General features: G+C 70.7%; 20 protein-coding genes. 8 read left to right on the top strand and 12 right to left on the bottom strand.

Annotated features, from left to right (window positions below; genetic code table 11):
* Window positions 1–62 precede the first annotated feature (62 nt).
* Both TR33_RS23905 and TR33_RS23900 read right to left on the bottom strand, forming a co-directional pair.
* On the bottom strand, window positions 63–1,409 hold the full coding sequence (locus TR33_RS23905) for an FAD-dependent oxidoreductase (RefSeq protein ID WP_017535178.1): 1,347 nt from the start codon (window positions 1,407–1,409) through the stop codon (window positions 63–65).
* A gap of 282 nt (window positions 1,410–1,691) precedes the next feature.
* Window positions 1,692–2,375: a lysophospholipid acyltransferase family protein gene (locus tag TR33_RS23900; protein ID WP_014911110.1), complete on the bottom strand. Its 684-nt coding sequence runs from the start codon at window positions 2,373–2,375 to the stop codon at window positions 1,692–1,694.
* A 234-nt stretch (window positions 2,376–2,609) separates the two neighbouring features.
* Here TR33_RS23900 and TR33_RS23895 point away from each other — a divergent pair, with 234 nt between their 5' ends.
* Complete coding sequence (locus TR33_RS23895) at window positions 2,610–3,263, top strand: cyclase family protein (protein WP_042285670.1); 654 nt, start codon at window positions 2,610–2,612, stop codon at window positions 3,261–3,263.
* 58 nt (window positions 3,264–3,321) lie between these two features.
* On the opposite strand, the gene TR33_RS23890 is transcribed toward TR33_RS23895, so the two are convergent.
* The 3 genes from TR33_RS23890 to TR33_RS23880 all read right to left on the bottom strand — a co-directional run bounded on the left by TR33_RS23890 (window position 3,322) and on the right by TR33_RS23880 (window position 7,381).
* Window positions 3,322–5,400 (bottom strand): FUSC family protein, encoded by a 2,079-nt coding sequence (locus TR33_RS23890; RefSeq protein ID WP_081536584.1) that lies wholly within the window; start codon window positions 5,398–5,400, stop codon window positions 3,322–3,324.
* Window positions 5,401–5,495: 95 nt separating this feature from the next.
* Window positions 5,496–6,704, bottom strand: coding sequence for a coiled-coil domain-containing protein (locus TR33_RS23885; RefSeq protein ID WP_042285668.1), 1,209 nt, complete (start codon window positions 6,702–6,704; stop codon window positions 5,496–5,498).
* Between the two features lie 134 nt (window positions 6,705–6,838).
* Entirely contained in the window at window positions 6,839–7,381 is a 543-nt protein-coding gene (locus TR33_RS23880; protein ID WP_014912202.1) for a GNAT family N-acetyltransferase, read from the bottom strand.
* 315 nt (window positions 7,382–7,696) lie between these two features.
* Here TR33_RS23880 and TR33_RS23875 point away from each other — a divergent pair, with 315 nt between their 5' ends.
* A complete protein-coding gene (locus TR33_RS23875; protein ID WP_014911988.1) occupies window positions 7,697–8,626 on the top strand; it encodes a LysR family transcriptional regulator in 930 nt (309 codons plus the stop codon).
* A gap of 7 nt (window positions 8,627–8,633) precedes the next feature.
* Here TR33_RS23875 and TR33_RS23870 read toward each other — a convergent pair whose 3' ends face one another.
* Entirely contained in the window at window positions 8,634–9,554 is a 921-nt protein-coding gene (locus tag TR33_RS23870) for a LysR family transcriptional regulator (protein ID WP_017535181.1), read from the bottom strand.
* 71 nt (window positions 9,555–9,625) lie between these two features.
* Here TR33_RS23870 and TR33_RS23865 point away from each other — a divergent pair, with 71 nt between their 5' ends.
* The 4 genes from TR33_RS23865 (at window position 9,626) to TR33_RS23850 (ending at window position 14,421) form a co-directional block, all read left to right on the top strand.
* Window positions 9,626–10,636: an EamA family transporter gene (locus TR33_RS23865; RefSeq protein WP_017535182.1), complete on the top strand. Its 1,011-nt coding sequence runs from the start codon at window positions 9,626–9,628 to the stop codon at window positions 10,634–10,636.
* Between the two features lie 135 nt (window positions 10,637–10,771).
* On the top strand, window positions 10,772–12,568 hold the full coding sequence (locus TR33_RS23860) for a hypothetical protein (protein ID WP_042285665.1): 1,797 nt from the start codon (window positions 10,772–10,774) through the stop codon (window positions 12,566–12,568).
* Window positions 12,569–12,616: 48 nt separating this feature from the next.
* Window positions 12,617–13,264 (top strand): alpha-ketoglutarate-dependent dioxygenase AlkB family protein, encoded by a 648-nt coding sequence (locus TR33_RS23855; RefSeq protein ID WP_042285663.1) that lies wholly within the window; start codon window positions 12,617–12,619, stop codon window positions 13,262–13,264.
* 71 nt (window positions 13,265–13,335) lie between these two features.
* The gene (locus TR33_RS23850) at window positions 13,336–14,421 is read left to right on the top strand and encodes a magnesium and cobalt transport protein CorA (RefSeq protein ID WP_017535185.1); all 1,086 of its coding nucleotides are present in this window, start codon (window positions 13,336–13,338) and stop codon (window positions 14,419–14,421) included.
* Between the two features lie 6 nt (window positions 14,422–14,427).
* Here TR33_RS23850 and TR33_RS23845 read toward each other — a convergent pair whose 3' ends face one another.
* Window positions 14,428–15,978: a hypothetical protein gene (locus TR33_RS23845; RefSeq protein WP_042285662.1), complete on the bottom strand. Its 1,551-nt coding sequence runs from the start codon at window positions 15,976–15,978 to the stop codon at window positions 14,428–14,430.
* A 362-nt stretch (window positions 15,979–16,340) separates the two neighbouring features.
* Here TR33_RS23845 and TR33_RS23840 point away from each other — a divergent pair, with 362 nt between their 5' ends.
* Window positions 16,341–16,907: a TetR/AcrR family transcriptional regulator gene (locus TR33_RS23840; protein WP_042285660.1), complete on the top strand. Its 567-nt coding sequence runs from the start codon at window positions 16,341–16,343 to the stop codon at window positions 16,905–16,907.
* 7 nt (window positions 16,908–16,914) lie between these two features.
* Here TR33_RS23840 and TR33_RS23835 read toward each other — a convergent pair whose 3' ends face one another.
* The 3 genes from TR33_RS23835 to TR33_RS23825 form a co-directional block, all read right to left on the bottom strand.
* Complete coding sequence (locus TR33_RS23835) at window positions 16,915–17,142, bottom strand: hypothetical protein (RefSeq protein ID WP_014910801.1); 228 nt, start codon at window positions 17,140–17,142, stop codon at window positions 16,915–16,917.
* Between the two features lie 997 nt (window positions 17,143–18,139).
* Complete coding sequence (locus TR33_RS23830; protein WP_014911295.1) at window positions 18,140–18,913, bottom strand: nucleotidyltransferase domain-containing protein; 774 nt, start codon at window positions 18,911–18,913, stop codon at window positions 18,140–18,142.
* Between the two features lie 95 nt (window positions 18,914–19,008).
* On the bottom strand, window positions 19,009–20,160 hold the full coding sequence (locus tag TR33_RS23825) for a helix-turn-helix domain-containing protein (RefSeq protein ID WP_017535188.1): 1,152 nt from the start codon (window positions 20,158–20,160) through the stop codon (window positions 19,009–19,011).
* 233 nt (window positions 20,161–20,393) lie between these two features.
* Between TR33_RS23825 and TR33_RS23820 the strand changes: the two genes are divergently transcribed.
* Window positions 20,394–21,701 carry a M20 family metallo-hydrolase gene (locus tag TR33_RS23820; RefSeq protein ID WP_042285658.1) on the top strand — a complete coding sequence of 436 codons (1,308 nt, stop codon included), beginning with the start codon at window positions 20,394–20,396 and terminating at the stop codon, window positions 21,699–21,701.
* A gap of 75 nt (window positions 21,702–21,776) precedes the next feature.
* Here TR33_RS23820 and TR33_RS23815 read toward each other — a convergent pair whose 3' ends face one another.
* A complete protein-coding gene (locus TR33_RS23815) occupies window positions 21,777–23,108 on the bottom strand; it encodes an MFS transporter (protein ID WP_014909458.1) in 1,332 nt (443 codons plus the stop codon).
* Window positions 23,109–23,176: 68 nt separating this feature from the next.
* Window positions 23,177–24,829 (bottom strand): amidohydrolase, encoded by a 1,653-nt coding sequence (locus tag TR33_RS23810; RefSeq protein ID WP_017535190.1) that lies wholly within the window; start codon window positions 24,827–24,829, stop codon window positions 23,177–23,179.
* Between the last annotated feature and the right edge of the window lie 186 nt (window positions 24,830–25,015).

Genomic DNA, 25,015 nt, shown 5'->3' with positions numbered 1-25,015 from the left:
GGTGGGAAGAAGAGGGCCGGCCCCGCAGAGGGGCGCGGGGCCGGCCGGGAACTCACACGTGGCTAGGCCTGACGTGCGACGTTGGTCTGTTCCTCACGGGTGAGCAGCTTCAGGCGCTTGCGCCCGCGCTCGGCGCCCAGCTCCTCCTCACGGGCCTCGATACGCTGCCACCCTTCCCAGGTGGTGTATTCGACGCCGCGTTCGGTCAGCAGGGCCCGGAAGGCCGCCGGGTCGGGCTCCACCGCGGGGGTGAAGGAGTCGCGGTCGGAGACCAGGTTGGTGACGGTCTCCAGGGCGTCGCCCTTGGTATGGCCGATGAGGCCCACAGGACCGCGCTTGATCCAGCCGGTGGCGTAGACCCCGTCGACGGGCTTCTCGTCCAGGTCCAGGACCCGGCCGCCGTCGTTGGGGACCACACCGCGGTCCTCGTCGAAGGGCAGGTCCACCAGGGGCGAGCCCAGGTAGCCGATGGCACGGTAGACGGCCTGGACCTCGGTGTCGACGTACTCGCCGGTGCCCTTGACGCTTCCGTCGCCGGCCAGTTCCATGCGCTCGGTGCGCAGGCCGGTGACCTTGTCCTCGCCCAGGATCTCGACCGGGGAGTGCAGGAAGTGCAGGTGCAGGCGGCGCTCGGCCCCGCGCGGGTCTCGGATGGCCCAGTTCTGGAGGACCTTGACGTTGGTCTTGACCTGGTTGGACTCCTCGCAGGCGGCGAGGCTGCCCTCGTCCATGTCGAAGTCCTCGGCGTAGACCAGGACCTCGACGCCGGGCTGCTTGTCCAGCTCGCGCAGCTCCATCGGGGTGGCCTTGCACTGGGCGATACCGCGACGGGCGAACACATGCACGTCGGTGATCTTCTTGGCGCGCAGGCCCTCGTAGACGTTGTCGGTGATGTCGGTCGACAGCAGGTCGTCGGCGTCCTTGGCCAGGATGCGGGCGACGTCCACGGCGACGTTGCCGGCGCCGATCACGGCGACGCTCGTGCCGTCGACGTGCCAGGACGGGTCGACGTCGGGGTGGGAGTCGTACCAGAAGACGAAGTCGGCGGCGCCGTGGCTACCGGGCAGGTCGACGCCGGGGATGTCCAGAGGACGGTCCCGATCGCTGCCGGTGGCGAAGACGACGGCGTCGTAGTGGTGGCGCAGATCCTCCAGTTTGAGGTCGACGCCGTACTCGACGTTGCCGTAGAAGGTGATCTCCGGCTTGTCGAGGATCTTGTGCAGGGCTCCCTGGATCTGCTTGATCCGGGGGTGGTCGGGGGCCACGCCGTAGCGGACCAGTCCGTAGGGGGAGGGCAGCTTGTCGAGGATGTCGATGCTGACGGACGTGCCGCTCGCGGATAGGGACTCGTCCTTGGTGAGCAGGTCCGCGGCGTAGATTCCCGCCGGGCCCGCACCCACGATTCCCACTCGCAGTGGTCGCGTCATCGCACAACTCCAAGTCTTCGCGCCAGGGTCGGACGCCATCTCAAGGTAAGGCTTGCCTAATCTATCCGGTGCCTTCACCGGCATACCCCACTATAAAGGTGGGGAATTCTGCTCACTCCCGCGGGGGCGTCGGTGACGCCCCGTGTGCTCTCCCGGGGCGGGATCGCAGGCCAGAGGCCGGATGGGGGCCGGGTTAAAGGCCCTTCGGTCTGTGGTCAACGCTCCTTCAAGGGAGAATGAGCCCCGAGGTCGGTGTGGGGAAAGTCACCGCTGCTCCAGTTCCGCCTTGACCGAGGCGGCGAACCTGGGCACCCGCTCCTGCCCGGACAGCTTGGCGATCGCGTCCATGATGGCGTCGGTCGCCTCGCGGCGCGGACGGGCCCGACCCGCCTGGCCCTTCCACGGGGACAGGTCCACCGGTTCGCCGAAGCGCACGCCCACCCGATTGAACGAGGGCATCTTGCGTCCGGGCGGCAGGATGCGTCCGGTGCCCGCCAGTGCGACCGGGACCACCGGGGCGCCGGTGGTCAGGGCCAGCCAGGCCAGCCCGGTCTGGCCCCGGTAGAGGCGGCCGTCGGGGGAGCGGGTGCCCTCGGGGAAGATGCCGAACACCTCACCGCTCTCCAGGACGCCCAGGCTGTTGTCCATGGCCTCCTGGGCGCTCTGGCCGGGGCGCCGGTCCACGGACAGGGGGCCCAGGGCGCGCAGGCCCCGAGCCAGAAGCCTCTTCGCCCAGGTGCTCTCGTCGAACAGTTCGCGCTTGGCGATGAAGCGCACCTGGCGGGGGCAGGCCACACCGATGAAGAGAGGGTCGATCACCGAGAGGTGGTTGGCGGCCAGGATCACCGGTCCGCTCGCGGGGATGTGTTCACGCCCCTCCACACGCTGAGGCCACATCACGCGCGTGGCGGGTGTGACGACGGCCTTGGCCGCTCCGTAAAGTGACACGATGGAGTCGCCCCTTCTCGGTGGGTGAGGGTGTGCTGTGGAGGTGGCGGGGCCGGGAGGAGCGGTGGCCCGCGACGACTCCATCGAGCTTAGCGGTGGTCGGAGCGGGAGCGTGGTGGTCGAAGACCGCCTCGTGGCACTGTCGTGATCCAGGCCACCCGCGCTAGGCTGATGGTCTAGACCTCTGGCCAGGGTCAGAGGGCCTCTTCCTGATGCGAGTGAGGAAACACAGCCATGCCGAAACCGGTCGACGTCAGCCACCAGATCACCGACGGAATGGTCACGGTCCCCGGCATCCCCCGACCGGAGATCCGCGAGAGCTCGGCCTTCGCGGGCCAGAGCCCCGGCCACGGAGACGGTGGCGGCCACGTCACCCTGCCCGGAGCCACCGGCACCCACATCCAGATCCCCGCCCACCCCTACCGGGACGCCGCCGACCCGGCCGACCTGGACCTGGAACGCGTCGCCGACCTGCCCGGCATCGTGGTCGACGCCACCGACGGTCGACAGATCGGCCCGGAGGCCTTCGCCGGACGCGACCTCGAAGGCCGCGCCGTCCTGTTCCGCACCGGCTGGGACCGACACTGGCGCACCGAGACCTACGGGACCTACGAGCACCCCCACCTGACCGAGACCGCCGCCAAGGCCCTCGTCGAGGCCGGTGTCACCCTGGTCGGCATCGACTCCACCAGCGTCGACGACACCTCGCCGATCACCGAGGGCTCACGCCCCGTCCAGGCGGTCCTCCTCGCGGGCGGGATCCCCGTGGTCACCCACCTGTGCCTCCTCGACCGGCTGCCCGCCGAAGGGTTCACCTTCTACGCGGTCCCCGCCAAGGTCCGCGGCATGGCCGCCTTCCCCGTCCGGGCCTTCGCCCTCGTGGAGTAGGGGAGGGGGCTCACCACCCGGGGCCGGTTCCAGCCTCCCTCGGCGCCCGGACGGGCACCTACAGGTCGGCGTCGGTGTCGTCTTGGGCGCGGCGGCGTTCGCGGCGGGCGCGGCGTTCGGCCTCTTGTTGGGCGGCGCGCTCGTCCTGGGCGACGGCGCTGGTCATCGAGTTGGCCAGCGCCCGCAGCTCCATGTTGATCCTGGGGTAGGCGGGCAGGCGGGGGAGGGCGCCCAGACGTGGGGTCCGGCGTTCCTCCATGGCCACGATGAGTTCCTGGAAGGCCAGGTCCACCCGTTGGAGGGTGATGGCGCCCGCAGGTTCGGGGTTGCGGTCCTGGGAGAGCGCGGCCAGTGCCAGGTAGCCGATGCGCTGGGTGGCCACCACCACGGGCCACAGGGGGCGGGTGGAGGCGGCCTTGGGGGCATCGCCGATGGCGCTCTCGTACACTCCGCGGAGGCTGACGGCGGCGGCCCGCATGTCGCGGCGCAGCCGGTAGCGGCGCTCCTCGGTGATCTCCACGTCCGGGTCCAGTACCGCCTGCATGCACTGGCGGGTCTTCTCCAGGACGTTCGCGATGGCCTGGGGGAGCCGGGTCGCGGAGGCCTTGCGCCACAGCAGCAGTGACCCGGCCAGACCGAAGGCGGACCCGACCAGGGTGTCGATGATCCTGGACACCACGAGGTCGCTCACCGGGTAGGGGTTGGCGGTGTAGGACAGCATCAGCGCCATCGGGGTCAGTAGCACGGAGGCGTAGAAGAAGTTGCGGGCGACCACCAGCTGGGTGGCTCCCTGCAACAGTCCGGCCAGCACGATCACCACGAACAGCGGCGGGTGCGACATGATCAGCGCGGCTCCGGCGAGGACCCCCAGCAGGGTGCCGAGCGAGCGTTGCACGGACCGGTTCAGGGTGAGGACCACGTTTCCGGCCTGGAGCACCGACGTGGTGGTCAGCGCGACCCAGTAGTAGTGGTCCAGGCCGAGCCACAGACCGAACGCCCCCGCGGCGGTGACGGTCAGCCACATGCGCATGGCGGTGGGGCGGATGAGGGAGTCGCGGCTCAGGCTGGAGCGCAGTGCCGACCACAGGGCCGGGTAGCGCTCGTCGTGCAGGGTGGCGGTGCGGCGTTCGTCCTCCTCCTGGGCGCTGCGTCGGGCCGCTTGGGCGGCGCGGGAGAGCAGGTTGTATAGACGCGCCTCCAGGGATCGGGGGCGCATGCCGCGGCGCAGTTCGTCCAGGGACTCCGGGTCGGGGGCGCGGGAGGGGTCGGCGACGGCGACGGCCATCCGGTCGGCGAACTCGGCGGCCTGGTCGGGAAGGGGCGTGGGGCGGGCCATGCACACCTGGGTGGCGGACAGGTGGATGTCGGAGACCCAGCGCAGCAGGGCGCGGAGCCGGGCCGCCTCGGCGGTGGTGCGGTAGCCGCGGGTCTGGCCCAGCAGCACGATCCGCCAGGAGTCGGCCACGGCCACCGACGCCTGGTGTTGGGCGTGGTCGAGTTCGGGGGTGCCCACGGCGCGGAGCAGGGTGGCCAGCGCCCGGTAGGCCCCGGCGACCGCCTGGTACTCGGGGTGGCGGGCGCGGAAGGGGGCGCCGGACATCGACACCGTCCAGCCGACCGCGGCGCCCAGGGCGGCGATCAGCGCGTGCAGGGGCACGTCGGCGACGCCGCTGGGCGCGATGGTGGAGATGGTGGCGACCAGGACGAAGAACATCGGGCCGGGCTTGTCGACCCGCCAGGCGGCGCACACCCAGGTGGCGAGTCCGGCGGTCAGGCCGATGGAGGCCACGGCGGCCCAGGGCGACAGCGAGGCGGCCAGGGAGTTGACGGCCACCGCGGCGACGAAGCCGAGCCCGACCAGGGCCAGGGCGGCGGCGCGGTAGGCGTAGGGCGTCTTCTTCTCGTACAGGACGGTCATGGAGCCCAGCGCGGCCAGGGTGCCGACCTGGGCTCCGAAGAGGAGCGAGGCCAGGGCGAAGGAGACGGTCATCGCGATGGCGGCCTGGACGGCGGTGGTCCAGGCCCAGTGGCCGGTCTCCAGCCCGAAGAGCGCCTTGAGGTCCACGCGCGGGCGGGGGCGTTCGCCCACGGTCGCGCGTTCGGGTCCCCGGTCGGACCCGCCCTCGCCCAGAGGCATCGGGCCGGTCTCACCAGTGGTTCCCAGATCTCGCACGGCCCCCATCCTAAGCCGAGATATCGGTACGAACGGGACTTCTCGGGTGGGAGGCCGGGTCAGCCGGACCGGGGAGCGGCCTCTTCGTGCTCCTTCTCACGTAGGGCCCGGAGTTCGGCCTCGGCCCGTTCCGCCCGCTCCAAGGCCAGGTCACGGGCCTCCTCGGCGGTGGAGAGCCGCGCGGCCCCCGCCTCTCGGGCCTCGGCCAGGGTGATCTCGGCCTGGCGACGTTGCCCCTCCAGTTCGGAGGACAGCCGTTCCCGGTCCGCGGCGGAGCGGTCCAGTTCGGCGGTGAGGCGTTCGCGTTCGGCCTCGGCGGCGGCACGGTCCGATTCGAGACTCCGTCGGGCCCGGTCCAGTTCGGCGCCCAGACGTTCGCGTTCGGTCTCCAGCTCCCGGGCGGCCCGGTGGGCCAGATCCTCGGCCCGTTCGGCGCGGGCCAGGGCGTCACGGGCGGCCCGTTCGGCCTGGTCGAGCAGGCGGGACCGTTCGGCGAGCTCCTCGCGCAGGACCTCGGCCTCCTTCCGGGCCCGGTCCAGGGTCCGCGCGGCCTCGGCGCGTTCGCGTTCGGCCTCGGCCCTTGCCCGTTCGACGGTCTCGGAGATCCGGCGTTCGGCGGCGGCCAGACCGGCGTTGGCCTCGGCCGTCGCGGCGTCCCGTTCCAGGAGCGCGGTTCGGGCGGCCTCCTCGTGACGGTCGCGTTCGGCCTCGGCGGCGTCCCGGCGGAGCAGGGCCTCCTCGGTCATGCGTTCGGCGTCCTGGGTGGCGGCGACGGCCGCTTCGGTGGCCTCCTCTGCCGATCTGCGGGCCGATTCGGCCTCGCGGCGGCGGTTCTCCGCCTCCAGACGGGCCGAGTCGGCCTCCGAGATCCGGCGGGAGGCCTCCAGACGGGCCGCCTCCACCTGTGCCTCGGCGGCGGCCGGGTCGGACATCGTGGCGAAGGCCTCGGTGGCGGCCTTCAGGGTCGTCTCCAGCTGTTCGGTCTGGACGGCGAAGCGGGTGAGCAGGTCGTCGGCGCGCAGACGTGCCGTGGTGACCGGTTCGGCGTCGCGGGGCGGGGCGGCCGGGGAGCGCTCCTCGCGTTCGGCGCGGGCGTCGTTCTCGGCGCTCTCGGCCTCCTGGGCGAGCCGCTGGCGTTCCTTCCAGGCCCGCCAACGCGTGTGTTCTGGCAGGTCGCAGTATTGCGGCGGGCGCCCAGGGGAGGAACCGCGGGGTACCGGTCGGGTACAGCCGGGAAAGACACAGGTGCTGGAGTCGGAGGAGGCCACGGGGCGAGCGTAGCGTTTTCGGCCTCGACGTGCCGGGGTGTGTCGCGGGGCGTCGCCGGGGCATGGGAAAGCCCCCGCGCGGGACGTGGGTGAGACCGCGCGGGGGCCGGTTCTGTGGGCCTGTACCGAGAGGGTCAGTCGTGGGCGCCGAAACCGTCCACGCGGCAGACCATGGTGGTGACGAAGGGACGGAAGCCCTCCTGCTCCAGGAAGTCGATGTCCTCGGAGGCGGTGGCCAGGGCGGAGAACTCGATGTCCCGGACGCCCATGGAGGCGAGCTGCCTACGGATCTCCTCCAGGAGCTTGGAGCCCACCCCGGTGCCGGTGTACTCGGGGTCGATCGCGAAGGTCTGCACCACCGCGATGCGTTCGCCCCGGTCCCAGCTGCCCTGGGAGCTCTCTCGAATGGTGACCATCGCGTAGCCGGCGAGGTCTCCGTCGTGCTCGGCGAGGATCGCCATGGTCTCGGGGTCGGCCAGCCACGCCTTGTACTGGGCGCGGCGTCGTCGCCAGGACTCGTCCAGGCCGACGGAGCTGATGATGTCCTCGAGGTGGGGGTTGGTCATCGTGTGCTGCTGGTGGAGGGCGCCCCACAGGTCGGCGAGCTCCTCCACCTCGTGAGCACCGAGGTAGCGGAAACCGAGAACGTCGACGCTGCCAGGTCGAGGTTTGGTCATCAGCGAATTTTGCATTTTCTTCTCACCCGTTCCACCGACTTGGGCACTGGTCTCCCAGGATGCCGCTCGAAGCGGATCCGTGGTTGAGCTGTGCGTCCGACTGTACGTGTCGGGGAAGGCGCTGGGGGCCATGACACGGAGAAAACCCGGCATGTGATCACTAAAGGAGAAGAAAGTGCAATCTTTCTTCCTGGTGTCCCCAAAGCCCGTGGTGGTGGGGGTGGTCGGGCGATGTGCAGGGAATCACCCGCAAAGAAGTCGTCATCGGACCGAAACCACGTCGATATTCAGGCGTTCTGTCATAAATTGGGACACATGATCGACGTTCGGCGCTTGCAGCTTCTTCAGGCCCTCGACCACCATCGCACGGTGGCCGCCACCGCGGAGGCGCTCAATGTCACGCCGTCGGCGGTCTCCCAACAGCTCGCCGCCCTGGCCAAGGAGGCCGGTGTCCCCCTCGTCGAGCGCCAGGGGCGCCGCTTCCTGCTGACCGGTGCCGCGCGCGTGCTGCTCAAACGCGCCCACGTGATCTTCGCGGAGATGGAACGCGCCACCGCCGACCTGGCCGAGTACGCCGACGGCGACCGGGGCGTGGTGCGCGTGGGCTCCTTCTCCACCGGCATCAGCGACCTGGTGGCCCCCGCCCTGGCCCGACTGCGCGACAGCCACCCGGGTTGGAGCTTCGAGGTCGTCCAGGCCGAGCCCGAGGAGAGCGCCGAGATGGTGCGCTCGGGCCGTCTGGACGTGGCCGTCACCATGTCCACCAGCCACCTGCCCCCGGCCGGGGACCCGGATTTTCGCAGCGACCCGGTCATGGTCGAGCTCTTCGACGCGATCCTGCCCTACCAGCACCCCCTGGCGACCCGGACCAGCCTGCACCTGGCCGACGACCTCGCGGACGAGGACTGGATCATGTCCGCTCCGGGCACCGCGTGGAACGCCTGTGTGACCGCCGCGGCCAACCAGGCCGGCTTCCAGCCGCGCGTCGTGCACACCGTCGACGACTTCAGCGCCGTCTTCGCGATGGTCCAGTCGGGGCTGGGCGTGGCCCTGATGCCCCGGTTGGCCTGGACCGGGCTCAACCTTCCCCAGATCGTGGTGCGCGGGGTACGCGAGACCGCCCGACGCCACATCCTCGTGCTCTCCCGTGCGGGCGCCACGCCCGAACCCCTGCTCACCGCGGTCCGAGAGGCCGCCAGCAAGGTGCCGGTCCCCTCGGTGGGACCCTTCGCGATAGCGGGCTGACCGCGCCTCAGAACGGCAGCGGGGGCACGTCGTCGAGCACGTCCTCGGCCGCCCTTCGAAGGTAGGAGGCCACCACCCGGATCGGACGCCAGGCCCAGCCGCCGGTGCGCCCGGCCAGGTACACCTGTCGGACCCCGCCCAGTTCCCCCACGGGGGCGTGGGCGATCCCGCGCCGGGTGGTGGTGGACAGCCTGGGCACCACCCCCACACCCATGCCGGTGGCCACCAGTTCCTCGAACAGCTCCAGGGTGTCGATCCGGTGCACGATGCGCGGGGTGAAGCCGGCGTCGGCGCACATCCGGTGCACCAATGCCTCCTCGTCCCCTCGGAAGGGGCTGGCGATCCACGCCGCGTCGGACAGTTCGCGCAGGCGGCGCCGGGTGAGGATGCGGCTGTCCGCCCCTCGTGAGGGCTGGGAGAGCAGGAGACTCTCCGTGCCCATCGGATATACCGTCAGTATTCCCGGGAAACGTCGGGGGAGAAGACTGTACTGGTACACCACCCCCAGATCGGCCTCCCCGTCCTGCAACAGATCCAGCGCCTGTTCCGATTCGTACTCGGTCAGATGGATGTCGATCCCGGGGTGGTCGTTCCTCAAACGGCGCAGGGCGGGCAGAACGATCGGCGCGGCCGAGGTGTACATGACCAGGTCGACGCGGCCGACAGGGGCTCCCTCCCCCTCGAACTCGGCCTGGGCCGCCTCCACCCGGGCCAGGATGTCCACGGCGTGCTCGGCCAGCCTCCGCCCCGCCGGGGTGAGCCGGACGCGGCGGCCGTCGGGCGCCAGGAGGGGCACCCCGGCCTCCTTCTCCAGGACGGAGAAGTGTTTGGAGACCGCCGAGGTGCTCATGCCTGTGACCTCGGACACGGCCGCCATGGTGCCGAGTCGTTCCAGTTCCACGAGTAGACGCAGCCGAGTGAAGTCCATCAACCGAAACTACACGGTTCATCCACCATCGGTTCGTGGACAGAAACGGAGGACTGCAATCCAATGGTCGGGTGATCCGCTCATACCTCCCCTCCCTCGGCCGTGCCCGATTCCAGATCCCGGCGCCGATGATGCTGCTCATCGGCATGTTCACGCTGCACACGGGCAGCTCCCTGGCGGTCACCGCCTTCGAACACGCGAGCCCCGCCACCGTCACCTGGCTGCGTCTGACGTGGGCCGCGCTGCTCCTGACGGCCTTCGGCGGCCGCTCCCTGTGGCGTGCCGTACGCGCCGCGAGCCGCCGTGAGCTGGGCGCCGTGGTGATCCTGGGCACAGCGAGCGCGGGGATGATGCTGTTCTACTCCGAGGCGACGGCGCGGATCGAACTCGGCACCGCCACCTCCATCGAATTCCTCGGCACCCTCGTGGTCGCCGTGGCCGCGATGCGCCGTCGTAGGGAACTGGTGTGGATCGTCGCCGCCGTCGTGGGCGTGATCTGCCTGACCCGTCCCTGGCAGGGTGACCTGGACCTGGTGGGTCTGGGGTTCGCGCTGGCCGGAGCGGTCTGCGTGATCGGCTACATCGTCCTCACCCAGCGGGTGGGGGCCGGGTTCGGCGCCGTGCACGGGCTGGCCCTGGCCATGACCGTGGGCGCGGTGGTGACCGCGCCGCTGGGGGCTCCGGGGGCGCTGGTCGACCCCGACCTCGGTCTGATCGGTTTCACGCTGCTCATCGCGCTGCTCTTCCCGATGGTGCCGTTCCTGCTGGAGATGATCGCCCTCCAGCGGATGAGCCGTACCGCCTACAGCACCTTCTCCAGTCTGGAGCCGGCGGTCGCCCTGGTGATGGGCATGATCGTGATCGGCCAGGCCCCGGTCGCGGTCCAGCTCGTGGGCATGGGGCTGGTGGTGGTCGCCGGGATCGGCGCTGCCCGAGGGGACCAGGCCCGCGGCCCCGCCGTCCCAGAGAGGAAGGTGGTGCGCGAATACCGCACCGGAACGGGTTCGGGGGCGAAGGACGGCGCCTCCGACCCCGTTCCCCCTCCGGGGACGCTCCGGGAACCGACCGTGGAGGCGGCCTGACCCGTCCCTCGTGAAGGGTCCGTGGAGCGGAAGGGACGAGGGGCGGAGAACACGTGGACATGAGCCGGCCCACGCCCCGGACACACCCCCGCGCAACGCGTTCGGGCCCGTGTATGTACTAGCTTGGTGCCAATCATGGCGGCGAAAACCAACCTCGAACTTCTGCGCGCCCACGAGCCGGTGCTCATGTGCACCAAGGGAGAGCTCTTCTTCCCCACCGACGTGGACGCCTACGTACGCAATTGCAGTCTCTGGATCGAGGAGCCCGGCGGAGGTGAGAGTGTCATCGTCCCCGCGGGGGAGCTCACCCTGGACCGTCTGGCGCGGGCCGAGGAGGAGTGGCCCCACCGTCACAAGCACCTGAGGTTCGTGCAGGAGGAGACCCTGCGCGAGGAGGCCCGCCGCTTCAAGGGCATGGCGCGTTCGGTCATCCCCAAGAGCGGCCGTCTGGCCGCCGTCGGCGTCCTCGGCCGCGTCCTCGACATCCTGATGAAGATCTCGCTGCTCGTCCGAGGGGCGGTCCCGGGCGGGGTCACCTTCGCGGCGGTCACCCGCTACCGCGAGCGGGTCGACAACGGCGGGGCCACCTACTACGGGCGGGTCACCCGCGAGGGCGGCTACATCGTCCTCCAGTACTGGTTCTTCTACGCGATGAACGACTGGCGCACCATCTACGGCGGGGTCAACGACCACGAGGCCGACTGGGAACGCGTCACCGTCTACGTGGTGGAGAACCCCGACGGCACCACCCGGCCGGTCTGGGTGGGGGCCTCCTCGCACGAATACCACGGCGACGACCTGCGCCGCTCCTGGGAGGACCCGGACCTGCACCGGGACGGCGAGCACCCGATGATCTACGTCGGCGCGGGCTCGCACTCCCACCAGATGCTCCCCGGCGACTACCTCATCCAGGTCGACCCTTCCTTCCTACGGGGCCTGGTCAGCGCCTGGCGCAGCCTCGGCCGGCGGCTCTTCCGCGCGGACAGCGCCATGCACGGGATCGGCGTCCCCTTCGTGGACTACGCGCGCGGTGACGGGGAACGCCTGGGCCCGGGCGGCGACCGGGAGTGGAACGCCGTCCTCATCGACGACGACACCCCCTGGGTCCACGGTTTCCGCGGACTGTGGGGGCGCGACACCCGTGACTTCTTCGACGGAGAACGCGCGCCCAGCGGCCCCCGCTACGAGCGGGACGGCACCATCCGTCGTTCCTGGGCCGACCCGCTGGCCTGGGTCGGTCTCCAGAAGGTCGCGCCGACCGAGGCCGCGGCGCGGGCCGAGCTGCGCTCCCATGTGGGGGCCCTCGACGAACGGATCGGCGAGTACGAATCCGAGATCGTCGAGCGACGGGACCGGATCCGAAGGTTGGAGTCCGCGCGCCTGGTGCTGGCCCGTGAGGCCTCCTCCCGTCCCCGCGCCCGCGAGTACTCCGAGGAGATCGAGAACCTGGAGGGGGAGCTCGCCGAGATCTACGAGAGGCGGGCGTTGACCACGGACGAGCGAGACGCCCACCTGCGGGCCCTCGCGAGCGACGTTCCGCTGGTGCCCTCGCCGACCGGGCACCTCAAGGCGCCGCACATGCCCTACGCCTCGGGCGAGCAGCGCAGCACCCGGTTCCTGCACCTGTGGGTGGCGCTGAGCACGCCCCTGCTCCTGCTCTCCCTCGCGCTCACCCTCTTCCTGCTCAGCGGGCAGATGACGCTGTGGGCGATGCTCGGCGTGGTGCTGCTGTTCGCCGCGATCGACTCCGTGGCCCGTCGCCGTTTCCTCCAGTACCTCACGGGGCTGGCGATCGCCGCGGTGGCCATCGGGTTGATCGTGGGGGTGGTGGTCGCCTTCATCGCGGACTGGCGTATCGCCGTCACGGTGCCGATCGTGCTCATCGTCGTGGTGCTGCTGGTGGTCAACATCCGCGACCTGATGCGCCGCTGACGTCCCCTCGTGCCCCGGAGCGTCGTCGCTCCGGGGCACAATGGGGGTATGGACGACGCCCTGTTCGACGCGCCACCGGTCATGGTGGCCCCGGGAGCGGTCCACCTGCCCGGTCTGCTGCCGTTGGAGACCCGGATCGATCTGGTGCGACGCTGCCGTGAATGGGCACGCGGGCCCGCCGGGATGCGCAGGCACACCATGCCGAGCGGCGGGGTCATGAGCGTCGACATGGTCGCCCTCGGATGGCATTGGCGCCCCTACACCTATAGCCGGACCCTGCCCGACGGCACCCCGGTCCGGCCCTTCCCCGACCTGCTCGGCACGTTGGCGGTGCGTTCCGTGGAGGCCGCCTACGGTGAGCCCTACGAGGGCGACGCCCATGACGTCGCCCTGGTCAACTTCTACGACGCCGACGCCCGTATGGGCATGCACCAGGACCGGGACGAACGCTCCCCGGCCCCGGTGGTCTCCATCAGCCTCGGTGACACCTGTGTCTTCCGTTTCGGAGGTACCGAGCACCGGGGTCGTCCCTACACCGACGTCGAACTGCGCGACGGCGACGTGTTCGTCTTCGGCGGCCCCTCGCGGCTGGCCTACCACGGGGTCCCCCGTGTCCGTCCGGGCACGGCCGACCCCGCCCTGGGGCTCAAGGGGCGGCTCAACATCACGATCCGGGCCTCCGGACTCTCCCACTGAGGGCGTGTCCGCTCGCTCCCGGGCACGGTCCGGGCCAGGATCGTGGGCAGGGGAGAGCAGGGAGGACGACCGTGGACGAGTCCGCGCCCGAGCGCACCATGGCCCTGGGCAGGGACGGGGCGGCCCTGCCCGTGGACGCTCCGCCCGGAGAGTGCCGGATCGGGCTCTACCGGGAGGGCGAGACGGTGCGGAGCGCCTCCACCCTCGCCGAGGCCCGCGCGGCGCTGGACGGCGACGACCGTCCGATGGTCTGGATCGAGATGACCGAGCCCGACCGGTCCCAGTTGTTGGAGGCCTCCCGGCTGTTCGACCTGCCGCTCCTGGCGGTGGAGGACGCGATCGTCGCCCACCAGCGGCCCAAGGCGGAGACCTACGGGGAGGTGCTGTTCCTGGTCCTGCGTCCGGCCGAGTACGACGAGGACCGGGAATCGGTGCGGATCGGCGAGATCCACGTCTTCGCCACCCACGACCTCGTCATCACCATCCGACACGACACCCGGACCGACTTCGAAGGGATCCGGACCCGCCTGCGCGACGATCCCCGGATGGCCGGACACGGGGTCCTCGGGGTGGTCTACGCGGTCCTGGACCGGGTGGTGGACGACTACGCCCCCACCATCGCGGGGCTTCAGGACGACGTCGACGAGGTGGAGAGCCAGGTCTTCGCGGGGGAGAAGGGGGCCTCCCGGCGCACGTACCGGTTGGCCCGCGAGCTCATCCTCCTGCAACGCGCGGTCGATCCGCTCGGCCGGGTCCTGGACGAGCTCATGGTCCCTCTGGACCGGACCGGACACGGTGGTCCCGTGATCCGGGGGCCGCACGCCGGGATGCGCGACGAGCTGCGCGAGCACCTGCGCGACGTGGCCGACCACGTGACGGTCGCCCGTGAGCACGTGGACGGCTTCCGCCAGTTGTTGCAGAACATCATGTCGGTGGAGAGCAGCCTCGTCGACAGGGCGCAGAACGAGGCGATGAAGAAGGTCTCCTCCTGGGGAGGCATCCTGGTGGTACCGACCCTCATCTCCTCGATCTACGGCATGAACATCGCCCCCCAGAGCGGCTTCCACTGGATGTTCAGTTGGCCGCTCACCCTGGCGGGCATGGCGTTGGCCAGCCTCACGCTGTATCTGGTCTTCAAACGCAACGACTGGCTCTGAGCCGGATCAGACGGAGAGCATCCGCCGGATCTCTCGAAGGTCCCGTCGGGCGGCGTCGGTCTCCTCCTCGGCCTGGAGACGTCGGCGCCGCCACTCCTCGACGGCGCCGGCGATCCGCTCGTCCGTCCTGCGGCGCGCCTCCGCGATCGCGGCCTCTCCCTCGCCCCGTCCCTTGGTCGAGGAGTGGTGGGCCAGGACGGATCCGCCGAGCGAGACCAGGGTCAGGAACCACAGGAACCCGTTCATCGTGAACAGCGCCAGGAGTCCCAGCACGGCGGCGATGCCCAGGGTCACCCACACCATGCTCCGCGCGTCGCCTCCCGCGGTGTGGCGTTCGGAGATGAGCCCGCGCACCCGTTCGATCTGCCCCTGGTCGGCTCCGGCGGCGTCGATGGTGACGTCGACGCCCTGCGTGGACACCGTCGTCGTCTCGGGGAGAGGGGCGTTCAGGTCGGCCGCCAGACGTTCGGCGTCCTCCAACACCGTGGTCCGCTGGACGACCAGGGCGAAGGTGCGGCGGCGCAGCGGCGTGTCCGTCGAGGTGAGGTCGCGCTGGATCAGGGTGGCGACGTCGTGGGTCCCCTCGTTCCAATGGGGCGGTTCCACCTTCTCGCCGCCGTTCTCGATGGTGGCCCGGAGCGCGCGTGCCTCGGCCAGCAGAGGGGCCTCCTCCGGTCCGCCCTCCTCCACCAGCAGCCGCAGGGTCTCCTTGAGGAAGTCGACGCTGGCCTGATCGGGGGCGAGCACCCGATCGGGTTCGTCCTCGCCGTTCGGCCCGGTGACGTGGGAGACCTGCTCCCGTAGCCGGCCCAGGGCCTTCGCCGTACGAGAACGTACGGCGAAGGGGTCCTTGGAGGGGGTGCGACCCCGGCCCCCGGAGGTGGAGGGTGCGGTGGCGGACCAGGCCTCGACGGTCGCGACCCGCGCGTCCTCGGCGGACCAGTGGCGCAGGGTCGACAACAGGAGGTGTTCGCGGGCGTCGTCGCCGAAGGAGCCGTCCGCGCTCAACAGCCACAGGGCCCGCTGAACCCGGGTGGGGCGCACCTCGGGGAGGGGCAGGTGGGGCAGGAGTTCGGTCGCGGCGCCCGAACCGAGCAGGTGGGCGTTCTCCGAGCTGGTGAGCGCGGTGGCCAGGGCGGTGAAACCCAGGGCCCGTTCCCGGTCGATCTCGGCGGCCTCGGCGAAACGCGCCTGTGCCCGGGGCAGGTCGCCGTTGAGCAGGTGGTGCAGCCCGCGGGCGGCCGGGACCAGCCAGTAGCCCGGGACGTCGTCCAGACGCAGTTCTCCGAGGAAGGCGCCGTCGAGCATCTGGAGGGTGCGATGGCGGGTGATGGCCATACCGTCGAACAGGGAGAGGGTGACGCGCAGGTCGCTGAGTTCGATGAAGGCGTCCAGGGTGGCCGAGACCCGGTCCAGCCGTTGTCCCAGATCGCCCTTGAGATGACTCAGTTCCGACCGCATGCGTTTGCGGTCCTGGGTCATCTGCGAATACGCGGAACCCAGACTCTCCTCCAGGTCCCTGATCCGCACGTTCTGCGAGTAATCGATCCAACTCATGCCCGGTATCGCCTTTCTTCGCGCGCCTGAGGGAGGGGGCGCGCCGGTGACTGTGACGTACGGGAGGGTCGGGAAGGTTCTCCGGTGGCGTGGTCGTCGTCCAGTCGTGATCGTGGCGGTGGTGGGGGAGAAGGGGCCGGTGGCGGGGCCCTTGCGCCCTCGAGAGCGGGCCGAAAGGGTCTTTCGGCCTCCACAGGTCTGCTTCTGACGCCAACGTCGTGTTGGCATACATGCCGTTCTGCGGCAAGCTGGGGGAGTCGGACACACAAGGGCTGTGAGGGCTCATGACGGACGGAACGGGTATGGCGGCGCCTGGCGGTTCGAACGCGGGAACCAGCGGGAGTCTGCGTGCCACGCAGAGGATGCTCCAGTTGCAGAACAGTCTGGTGGAGCTACTGCGGACCAAGCCCTTCGGTCAGATCACCTACAAGGAGATCACCGAGGGCGTCGACATCGACCGTTCCACCGTCTACCGCTACTACAACCACAAGAACCAGGTGTTGCGGGCCGCGGTGGACGTACGTCTGACGGCCTTCGCCTCCCAGGTGGACCTGACCTTCGGGCGGATGGAGTCGATCGACGGCTACATGGGGCGTCTGGTGGACTCCTGGATCGCGTTGTGGGAGGACTCGGGGGGTCTGCTGGCCGCGGCCTCCGGGCTCGGGGTCGAGCCCGGACCCCAGCGCGACTGGTGGCGTGAACGGATCGGGCCGTGGATCGAAGCGGTCCGGGAGGCGATCGAGGTCGCCCGTTTCGTGGAGGAGCTGCCCAAGGACGGGCGTCCGGCCGAGCCTCTGGCGGAGATGACGGTGGGCCTGTGCCTGTCGACCTTCAACAACGAGCTGGCCGTGGAGCACACCGACGAGCGCCGAGTGATGGTCCGGGACCTTCTCCTGGACGCGATTCTGCGGACCATGGGTCGTAGGTGAGGGTCGCTCAGCCGCGGGTGCGGGCCACCTCTCCGAAGGCGCCGACCACCGCGCCGAGGGCGAACATGGAGGCCTCCTCCTCGTCCATGTGGACGATGCCGGCGGGCACCCGGACCCGGTAGGGCTTGTCCTCCTGAGGGAGGATCTCCAGGCCGTCGATGATGCCCTGGCCCTCCAGCATGAGGAGGGCCTCACCGACCCGCCCGGTACGGTCTCCCCGCGCCCATATCGACATACGTTCACCCTAACTACGGTGTGGGGGCCGAAGGCGGAGCCGACCTTGTCGGGAGGCCGGACGAGGTGTGAACGGTCGGCGGTTCCATGACAAAGCGAACCCGACCTGGAATTCCCGCTTCGTCTTCGTCCGTCGTACCCGGATTCGAGGTGGCGACCGCGTTTTCCAGTGATATCACCGGCGGTGCAGTTGCACGTGCATGTTCATGTGTGTATGGCCGGATCCGGCCATACAGGCCCGATTCGGCCCGGCTTCCCGGGTGGACGGCTCGGCCCGGGGAACGGGGCGACCGGGACGTCACAAGAAGGGAATCTACACCACAAAAGACGCGTAACTTCGCATGGTCGCCCTTTCTTTGAAAAGACCATGCAGGAGGGGTGAAAACGTCTGGGATTCCCCGGAGTCGACGCTTCGAGGGCGTGGAGTTCCGTAGGGTGGTCCCCGCGCGGATCCGCGCGAACGCCGGTGCGGGACGCGGTGGACGGGTGCCCCGCACCGGCCCGACGTCCGGGCATGGGAGAGCCCGGCCCGAAGACGGGCGAGGGCGTACGGAACGGGGGGAGCGGGGATCCGCGTGAGCGGGGGAGGGCCCGGTGAGGACCGTCGGAGGGACACGACGTGGTCGGACCGGGAAGAGGCCGTGGGGGACGGCGGGGCGGCGCGCGGCACCGCCCGGAGGAACGGGGCGGGACGTCGGCGGGCGCGTTCTGGGCCGGCACCCGCCGACGGCCCTCGGCGTCGTCTAGCGGGTCTTGACGACGGTCGCGATGAGGCCGGAGATGATCATCATCGAAAGGCTGATGATCATGAGCACGAACCCGATGGTTCCGATCATGGTGTTTCCTTCACTTGTCGTCCCCGCGCGCCGTGGGCCGTTCCCCGGCGCCCGGCACACCGGGCCACCCGGGGTCTCGGGCGCGGCGTTACCTCTTCGGTGGTTCACCCTATCTCGCCGCCACCGGGACACCATGTCGGGTACCGCCCTGACCAGCGTGGTTCAGGTCTCGTCCCAGAACCGCCGGTAGGTGTCGCAGAGCCAACGGTCGACACGGTCGGTGTCCGGCGAGGCGGGCAGGTCGGAGGTGCGGCACAGGTCGACCAGACGCTCCTCCAGTTCTCGCGTGCGCTCCAGGGCCTCGGTACGGGTGCGTTCGCCGCGTCGCAGCTCCAACAACCAGGAACGCTCGGGCTCGGGCATGGGCAGGGTGATGGAGCCGGTCTCCATCAACTCGACGCCCTGGAGCCCGAGACGCACCATGTGGTACGCGTACTTGGTGTCGAACCCGTGGACCTCGACGAGTTCGGGACGGTTGGTGTGCCGGCCGCCCCGCACCCCCTCCATGCGTTCCCTCTGGGCCCGCAGGTAGCCCAGGAACCGTTCCCCGGCCCTGCGGGACAGCAGCCGGTGGCCCTCGGCCCGCAGTTCGCGCCCCACGGAGGTGATGGTGACGATCTCGTCCTCGGGAACGAACAGCGGCAGCAGGACGGTCGGGTTGCCCTCCAACGCCAGACGGGTCCACTTGCGCAGCGAGTAGACGGTCAGATCCAGGTCGCCCTCGCCGGAGCGGGTGTGCTCGGGACGGCTGTGGTGGATGTACTGCTCGAAGGAGCGCAGACCGATGACGTACTCGGGCGGTTCCACGCAGATGCCCATCTCGTCACGGTCGGAGACCCCGTCGAGGTTCAGGCCGTGGGCGGCCGAACCGACCTGACAGCGCAGGACGGTCCCCTGGGCGGCGATACGGGCGAACTCCTCGCTCGAATGTCTCATGGGCCTCCTCCACGGGCGTGTCACGGTGTTCGCAACCTACCGGGGTCGGGACGCCGGAGACGACCGGTTTTCGGTCGTGGGGCGCCCGCCCGGGGTCACCGTTCCGGGGCGGCCCGGTGGTCGGCGAACAGGACCAGGGCCCGCGCGGCCTGCGACGGAACGGTCAGATCCAGCCCGGTGACCTCGCGGAAGGTCTGGAGCCGGTTGACCACGGTGTTGCGGTGGCAGTACAGGGAGGCCGCGGCGGCCTTGACCGACCCCGTGGCCGTGTAGTGGGCGAGGGTCTCCAACAACCGTGCGCGCGCGTCGGGTTCGAGGGCCGCCATCCGTTCGACCGGCTCCCGCCCGAACCCGGGCAGCAGGGCGCCCACCTGATCGCGGGCCAGGGCGGTCCACACGTCCTCCTGCCGGACCATCCCCTCGTTCCGACGGGCGTAGCGGGCCATGATCCGCGTCGCCTCGACCGCCGCCGGAACCTCGGCGAGCCCCCGCGTACCGGTGATCGTCGCTCCGGTGGTGTCGGCCGGCAGGACGGGACGGCGTACACGGCCCGGTTCCAGGACCAGGGCCACCCCGTCGTCGAACTCCCAGGCCAGGCACCCGTTGCGGGAGAGGTCGAGGGCGTCGGTGCGATGGACGCGCTCCGGCGGCAGCCGGACGAAGGACACCTCGAAGACCCCGTCCAGGGGCAGCCCCAGCACCGGGGCGACCTCGACCGCGACCTGCGGCGCGCGCTCCCCGGCGCTGAGCAGACGGGCGAAGGCCCGGGTGGCCGCGGCCCGGGAGTCGTGCTCCAAGGAGGCGCGTTCTTCGAGGAAGGCGGCCTGGACGTCGCTGATGTACTGCTCGACCGTCTCCAGGACCTCCTCCACGTGCAGGACGAGGGTGGGGGCCGAGTCGGCGCCGCCGGCGCGTACTAGGCCGGCCCACAGGACCCGGAAGTCCAGCCGCACCGCCTCCAGCAGATCCTCGCGGGCCACGCCCTGGCGGGCCCGACGTACCCCGAGCCGGGTCGACAGATCGCGCAGCCGTTCGGGCACGGGCAGACCGGCGATCCGGTGGGTGAGCAGGTCGAACGTGTCGACGGCGGTCTGGCGCAGGTCGTCGGCGGGGATGACGCCGTCGTCGTAACGGCCCATGGAGCGGAGCCGCTCCAGGAAGTCCTCCACCAGTCCGTCGCGGTCACGGGCCAGCAGTTCGAGCATGCCGGGCCAGGAACGCGGCCCCTCCTGTCCGGGGTCGGTCACGACGCACCTCCTCGGTCTTCCACGCGGGCCGGACCGGCCTTCACCTCCGATGGTGTCATGTTCCGGAAGGCCCGGGCCCCGGACCTGGTCATGTGCACAGCGGCCGCTGGAAAACGTGTGTGGATGTCGATTGAGCGGTACGGGTGGACGAGCAGACCATGGGAAGAGGCCCCGGGCCCGTCCGGCGGTCGCCGACCACCGGACACCACCGTTCCCTTCTGAGAGGAATACCCATGACCTCGTCCGCGCGGGAAGTGCCGTCGTCGACCGAAGGTTCGGACGCCGACACCCGTTTCCTGGAGGACTTCCGGTCCATGAGCGCCTTCGGCGCCACCCCTTCGGGAGGGGTCGACCGCCAGGCGGCCACCGAACCCGACATCGCCCAGCGCCGCTGGTTGGCGGAGCTGCTGGAGGAGAAGGGGATGCGGGTGGTCTACGACCGCATCGGCAACCAGTTCGGGCTGGTGGAGCGGGTCCCCGGCGCCCCGTACGTGGTGGTCGGCTCCCACATGGACTCCCAGCCCACGGCGGGTCGCTTCGACGGTGCCTACGGTGTGCTGGCAGCGGCCCACGCGGTGGATCGCGCCGCCCGGAGCGACGAGGCCGAGGGGACCTCCCCCGAGTACAACCTCGCGGTCGTCAACTGGTTCAACGAGGAGGGGTCGCGCTTCGCCCCGTCCATGATGGGCAGCGCCGTCTACACCGGAAAGCTCCCGCTGGAGACGGCCCTGGCCGTACGGGACCGGGCCGGGGTGTCGGTGGGCGAGGCGCTGGCCCCCACCGGCTTCCTGGGCGAGACCGACGGACCCGAGGCCGCCTTCTGCGCGGAGATCCACATCGAGCAGGGACGCGTCCTGGAGCGTTCCGGTACCACGATCGGTCTGGTCGAGGCCTGCTGGGCGGCCCGCAAGTACCGGGTCGTCGTCAACGGCGAACAGGCGCACTCGGGGGCGACGGTGATGGAGGACCGGCGTGACGCCCTGCTGGGAGCCTCCCTCCTCGTGGTCGCCGCGCGCGAACTGGCCGACCGTTTCCCCGGCGTGCTGCACACCGCCGTGGGCAGCATGGACGTCTACCCCAACTCCCCGGTCGTGGTGGCCTCCAAGGTCGAGCTCCTGCTGGACCTGCGGGCCGACGACGAGGAGGTGCTGGCCGAGGCCGACCGGATCCTGCGGGAACAGGTCATCCGGGTCGAGGAGACCGCGAAGGTGTCGGTGGACCTGCACCTCTCCCACGCCTGGGGGATCGACCCCTATCAGCCCGAGGGGGTGAGCCTGGCCAGGTCCGGGGCCGAGCGTCTGGGCCTGAGCCACCAGAGGATCAGGACCGTGGCCGGACACGACTCGGTCAACATGAAGGGCCACGTGCCCACGGTGATGCTCTTCGTCCCCTCGGTGGAGGGGATCTCCCACAACGAGGGCGAGTACACCGAGGACGGCGACATGCTGGCCGGACTGGCGATGCTCACCGAGGTGGTCCGCCGGTTGGGCGCGGGGGAGCTCCCCTCCACCGGCGTCTACGACCCGGCCGCTCAGGGCTGAGCCCGAGGGCACGTACGAGTGCGGGCCCCGTAGGGAACGTCTCCCTACGGGGCCCGCTCGTGTGACGGGGCCGGGTCAGCGCACGACGACCTCGTCGCGCACGCGCAGCCGTTCACCGTACAGACCACCGACGGCGGTGATCAGGGCGATGCCCATGAACAGCAGCGAGGCCACCCACGAACCGCCGCCCGTGCTGTCCAGCAGAGCGGTCGCCACGAAGGGCAGGAAGCCGCTGAGCGCGCCGGCGAGGTTGTAGGCCAGCGCCACACCGCTGTAGCGGAGGTCGGCCGGGAACAGCTCGGCGAGCAGCGCTCCGGAGACCGCGTAGGCGGTGGACAGGATGGCCACACCGGCGGTGATGGCCAGGACCACCAGGATCGGCGAACGGGTGTCGATCAGCCAGAACACCGGGAAGGCGATCACCGCGGTGGCCAGACCGCCCCACATGGTGACCCGGCCCGGGCCCAGACGCTCGGCCAGCCGGCCGAAGACGATGATGACGGCGATCTGCGCGACGGCCGCGACCAGGGTCGAGTTGACCATGAGCCCACGCGACAGCCCCAGGGTTCCGGTGCCGTAGCTGATGGCGAAGGTGGTCATGACGTAGAAGCCGCCCACGCCGAGCAGGGCCGAGGCGATGGCCACGAGCAGACGTCCCCAGGCCTTGCGGAACACGTCCAGGGCCGGGACCTTGGAACGCTTCTCCTGCTTCTCCATCTCCTCGAAGACGGGGGACTCCTCCACCTTGCGGCGGATGTAGACCGCCACCAGCAGCAGCGGGAACGCGGCCAGGAACGGCAGGCGCCATCCCCAGGAGTCGAACTGGTCCGGAGGCAGAAGAAGGACCAGGGAGAAGGCTCCGGAGGAGAGCAGGGTGCCCACCGGGGAACCGATCTGCGGCAGCGCCGCGTAACGACCGCGCTTCTCGGGCGGGGCGTGCTCGACGGCGATGGTCACCGCGCCGCCCCACTCGCCGCCGACGGCGACGCCCTGGAGCAGTCGCAGCAGCGCCAACAGCAGCGGAGCGGCCACACCGATGGCGGCGTAGTCGGGCAGCAGACCGATGAGGCCGGTGGCCACGCCGATACAGACGACGGTGAGCAGCAGAGCGGGTCGTCTGCCCATCCTGTCGCCCATCCAGCCGAACAGGACGGCGCCCACGGGGCGGGCGACGAAACCGACACCGAAGGTCGCGAAGGCGGCCAGGGTGGCGGCGGTCGCGCTCAGCGTCGTGAAGTAGAGCCGGTTGAACACCAGGGCCGCGGCGGTGCCGAAGAGGAAGTAGTCGTACCACTCCAGCGCGGTGCCGACGAAGGCGGCGAAGGCGATCTTGCCGGCCTCACGTTCCTTGACCACCGCAGACGTGTTCGGCTGCTCCTGGGCGTCCCCTGAATCGAGGTCACGCATGGGTCGGGTTTCTCCAATCCGGGATCCGCGCCCTGGGGCGCGGGTGGGGATGCTGACGGGGGCGCCCGTCAGGTGTGGTGAAGCGCGGTGCTCGTGTCCGCGATGCCGAGGGTGTCGGCGCCGTGCACGGGGACACCGCCGACCAGGGTCGCCAGAACCCGGATCGAGCCGATGCCCTGCTCCGCGGTGTCCACCGGGTCGCGGTCCAGGACCACGATGTCGGCGAGCTTGCCCGGTGTGAGGCTGCCGCGCCGGTGTTCGTCATGGCCGACCCATGCGGTGTCGATGGTGTAGGCCCGCAGGGCCTGTTCGGCTGTGACGCGTTCGCCGGGGGCGAGGACGGCGCCCCCGGAGCTGGTGCGCTCGACCATCGACTCCATGCCCTGGAGCGGTGCCCCGGGCGCGACCGGGCGGTCGGAACTGCCCGGGACGCGGATGCCGTGGTCGAGGAAGGAACGGTGTCGGTAGAGCCACGGGACCCGGTCCGGGCCCAGGGAGGCGGCCATGGCGTCGCCGACGGTGTACAGGAAACGGGGCTGGGGGACCGGGACGGCCCCGAGCGCGGCGATGCGGGGAAGCTGATCGGGCCGCACGACCCCGGCGTGTTCGATGCGGTGGCGCATGTCGGGCCGGGGGTGGGCGCGCTGGGCCTCTTCGATGGCGTCCAGGGCCAGGTCGATCGCGTCGTCGCCGATGGCGTGGGCCGCCACGCGCCACCCGGCGCGGTGGGCGGCCACGACCAGGGCGCGCATCTGCTCGGGCGGGTTCTGGTAGACGCCGTGCCCGTGTCCGCAGAGGGGTTCGGTGACGGCGGCGGTCCGGCCGATGAGGGAGCCGTCCAGCCAGATCTTCATCGGGCCCAGACGCAGACGGTCGTCGCCGAAGCCGGACCGCAGCCCCAGGTCGATGCCGGTGGTGATGCCGTCGTCGGCGTGGGCGTCCAGGGGGTGCATGTTGTCGGCGGCCACCATGAGCTCCACACGGGGCAGGAGCTCTCCCCGGTCGCGGGCGAGCTGGTAGGCGGCGACCTCCACGGGGGAGCGGCCGACCAGGCCGTGACCGATGCCGGCCTCGACCACGTGGGTGAGCCCCTCGGAGGCGTAGACGCGCGAGGCGCGGCCCAGGGCGTCGGCGAGCTCGGCGACGGGGTAGGGCATGACCAGGGCGGTGACCAGCTCTTGGGCGCGTTCCTGGAGCAGGCCGGTGGCGTCCCCGTGGCTGTCGCGGACGATGACCCCGCCCTCGGGGTCGGGGGCGTTCTCGGCGCCGGAGAGACGGAGGACGGCGCCGCTGACGGCGCACATGTGCCCGGAACGGTGCTTGAGCCAGACGGGGCGGCCGCCGCCCGCCCGGTCGAGGCCGTTCCGGTCGGGGTGGGCCCCCATGACCGTGTCGTCGTAGCCGGAGCCGACGATCCAGGCGTCCTCGGGAAGGGTGCGGGCCTTGGCGGCGACCGCGTCGTAGATCCCCTCCAGGGTGGTGACGTCCTCCAAGGGCAGCTCGGAGAGGGACTGACCGAACCAGGCCATGTGGTTGTGCGCGTCCCCGAAGCCGGGGACGACCGCGGCGCCCTGGCAGTCGACCACGGTGCGCGCGGGCAGGTCGGCGACGTCGTCGTCGAAGCCGAGGATCCGGCCTCCGACGATGCCCACGGTGGTGGCGTGGGGGCGGTCGTCGTCGAGGGTGCGTACGCGCGCACGGGTCAGTTTGAGGTCGAGCATGCGGCAGGGCTCCTGGGCGGGTGTGTCTTTCCGTACCTTTCCAGGTTGCAGCCGGTGTGAGCCCCGACTCAATGACGATTTAACGCGAGTTGACGCCTTTGAGGTGGGCAGATGCACAACCGGTGTCCACAGGACGAAGGGGCCGGGGGTGCGGAACCCGGGCCGGGGTGGGATCGTGGGAACCCG

Source organism: Nocardiopsis alba, from assembly GCF_000710955.1.
Taxonomy (GTDB): Bacteria; Actinomycetota; Actinomycetes; order Streptosporangiales; family Streptosporangiaceae; genus Nocardiopsis; species Nocardiopsis alba.
This window is presented reverse-complemented; position numbering and strand designations above follow the sequence as displayed.

Coding starts and splice junctions, on each gene's coding strand:
- TR33_RS23895 (WP_042285670.1), top strand. CDS start 2,610: ATGCCGAAACCGGTCGACGTCAGCCACCAGATCACCGACGGAATGGTC.
- TR33_RS23890 (WP_081536584.1), bottom strand. CDS start 5,400: ATGCCTCTGGGCGAGGGCGGGTCCGACCGGGGACCCGAACGCGCGACC.
- TR33_RS23880 (WP_014912202.1), bottom strand. CDS start 7,381: ATGACCAAACCTCGACCTGGCAGCGTCGACGTTCTCGGTTTCCGCTAC.
- TR33_RS23875 (WP_014911988.1), top strand. CDS start 7,697: ATGATCGACGTTCGGCGCTTGCAGCTTCTTCAGGCCCTCGACCACCAT.
- TR33_RS23870 (WP_017535181.1), bottom strand. CDS start 9,554: ATGGACTTCACTCGGCTGCGTCTACTCGTGGAACTGGAACGACTCGGC.
- TR33_RS23860 (WP_042285665.1), top strand. CDS start 10,772: ATGGCGGCGAAAACCAACCTCGAACTTCTGCGCGCCCACGAGCCGGTG.
- TR33_RS23855 (WP_042285663.1), top strand. CDS start 12,617: ATGGACGACGCCCTGTTCGACGCGCCACCGGTCATGGTGGCCCCGGGA.
- TR33_RS23845 (WP_042285662.1), bottom strand. CDS start 15,978: ATGAGTTGGATCGATTACTCGCAGAACGTGCGGATCAGGGACCTGGAG.
- TR33_RS23840 (WP_042285660.1), top strand. CDS start 16,341: ATGCTCCAGTTGCAGAACAGTCTGGTGGAGCTACTGCGGACCAAGCCC.
- TR33_RS23835 (WP_014910801.1), bottom strand. CDS start 17,142: ATGTCGATATGGGCGCGGGGAGACCGTACCGGGCGGGTCGGTGAGGCC.
- TR33_RS23830 (WP_014911295.1), bottom strand. CDS start 18,913: ATGAGACATTCGAGCGAGGAGTTCGCCCGTATCGCCGCCCAGGGGACC.
- TR33_RS23820 (WP_042285658.1), top strand. CDS start 20,394: ATGACCTCGTCCGCGCGGGAAGTGCCGTCGTCGACCGAAGGTTCGGAC.
- TR33_RS23815 (WP_014909458.1), bottom strand. CDS start 23,108: ATGCGTGACCTCGATTCAGGGGACGCCCAGGAGCAGCCGAACACGTCT.
- TR33_RS23810 (WP_017535190.1), bottom strand. CDS start 24,829: ATGCTCGACCTCAAACTGACCCGTGCGCGCGTACGCACCCTCGACGAC.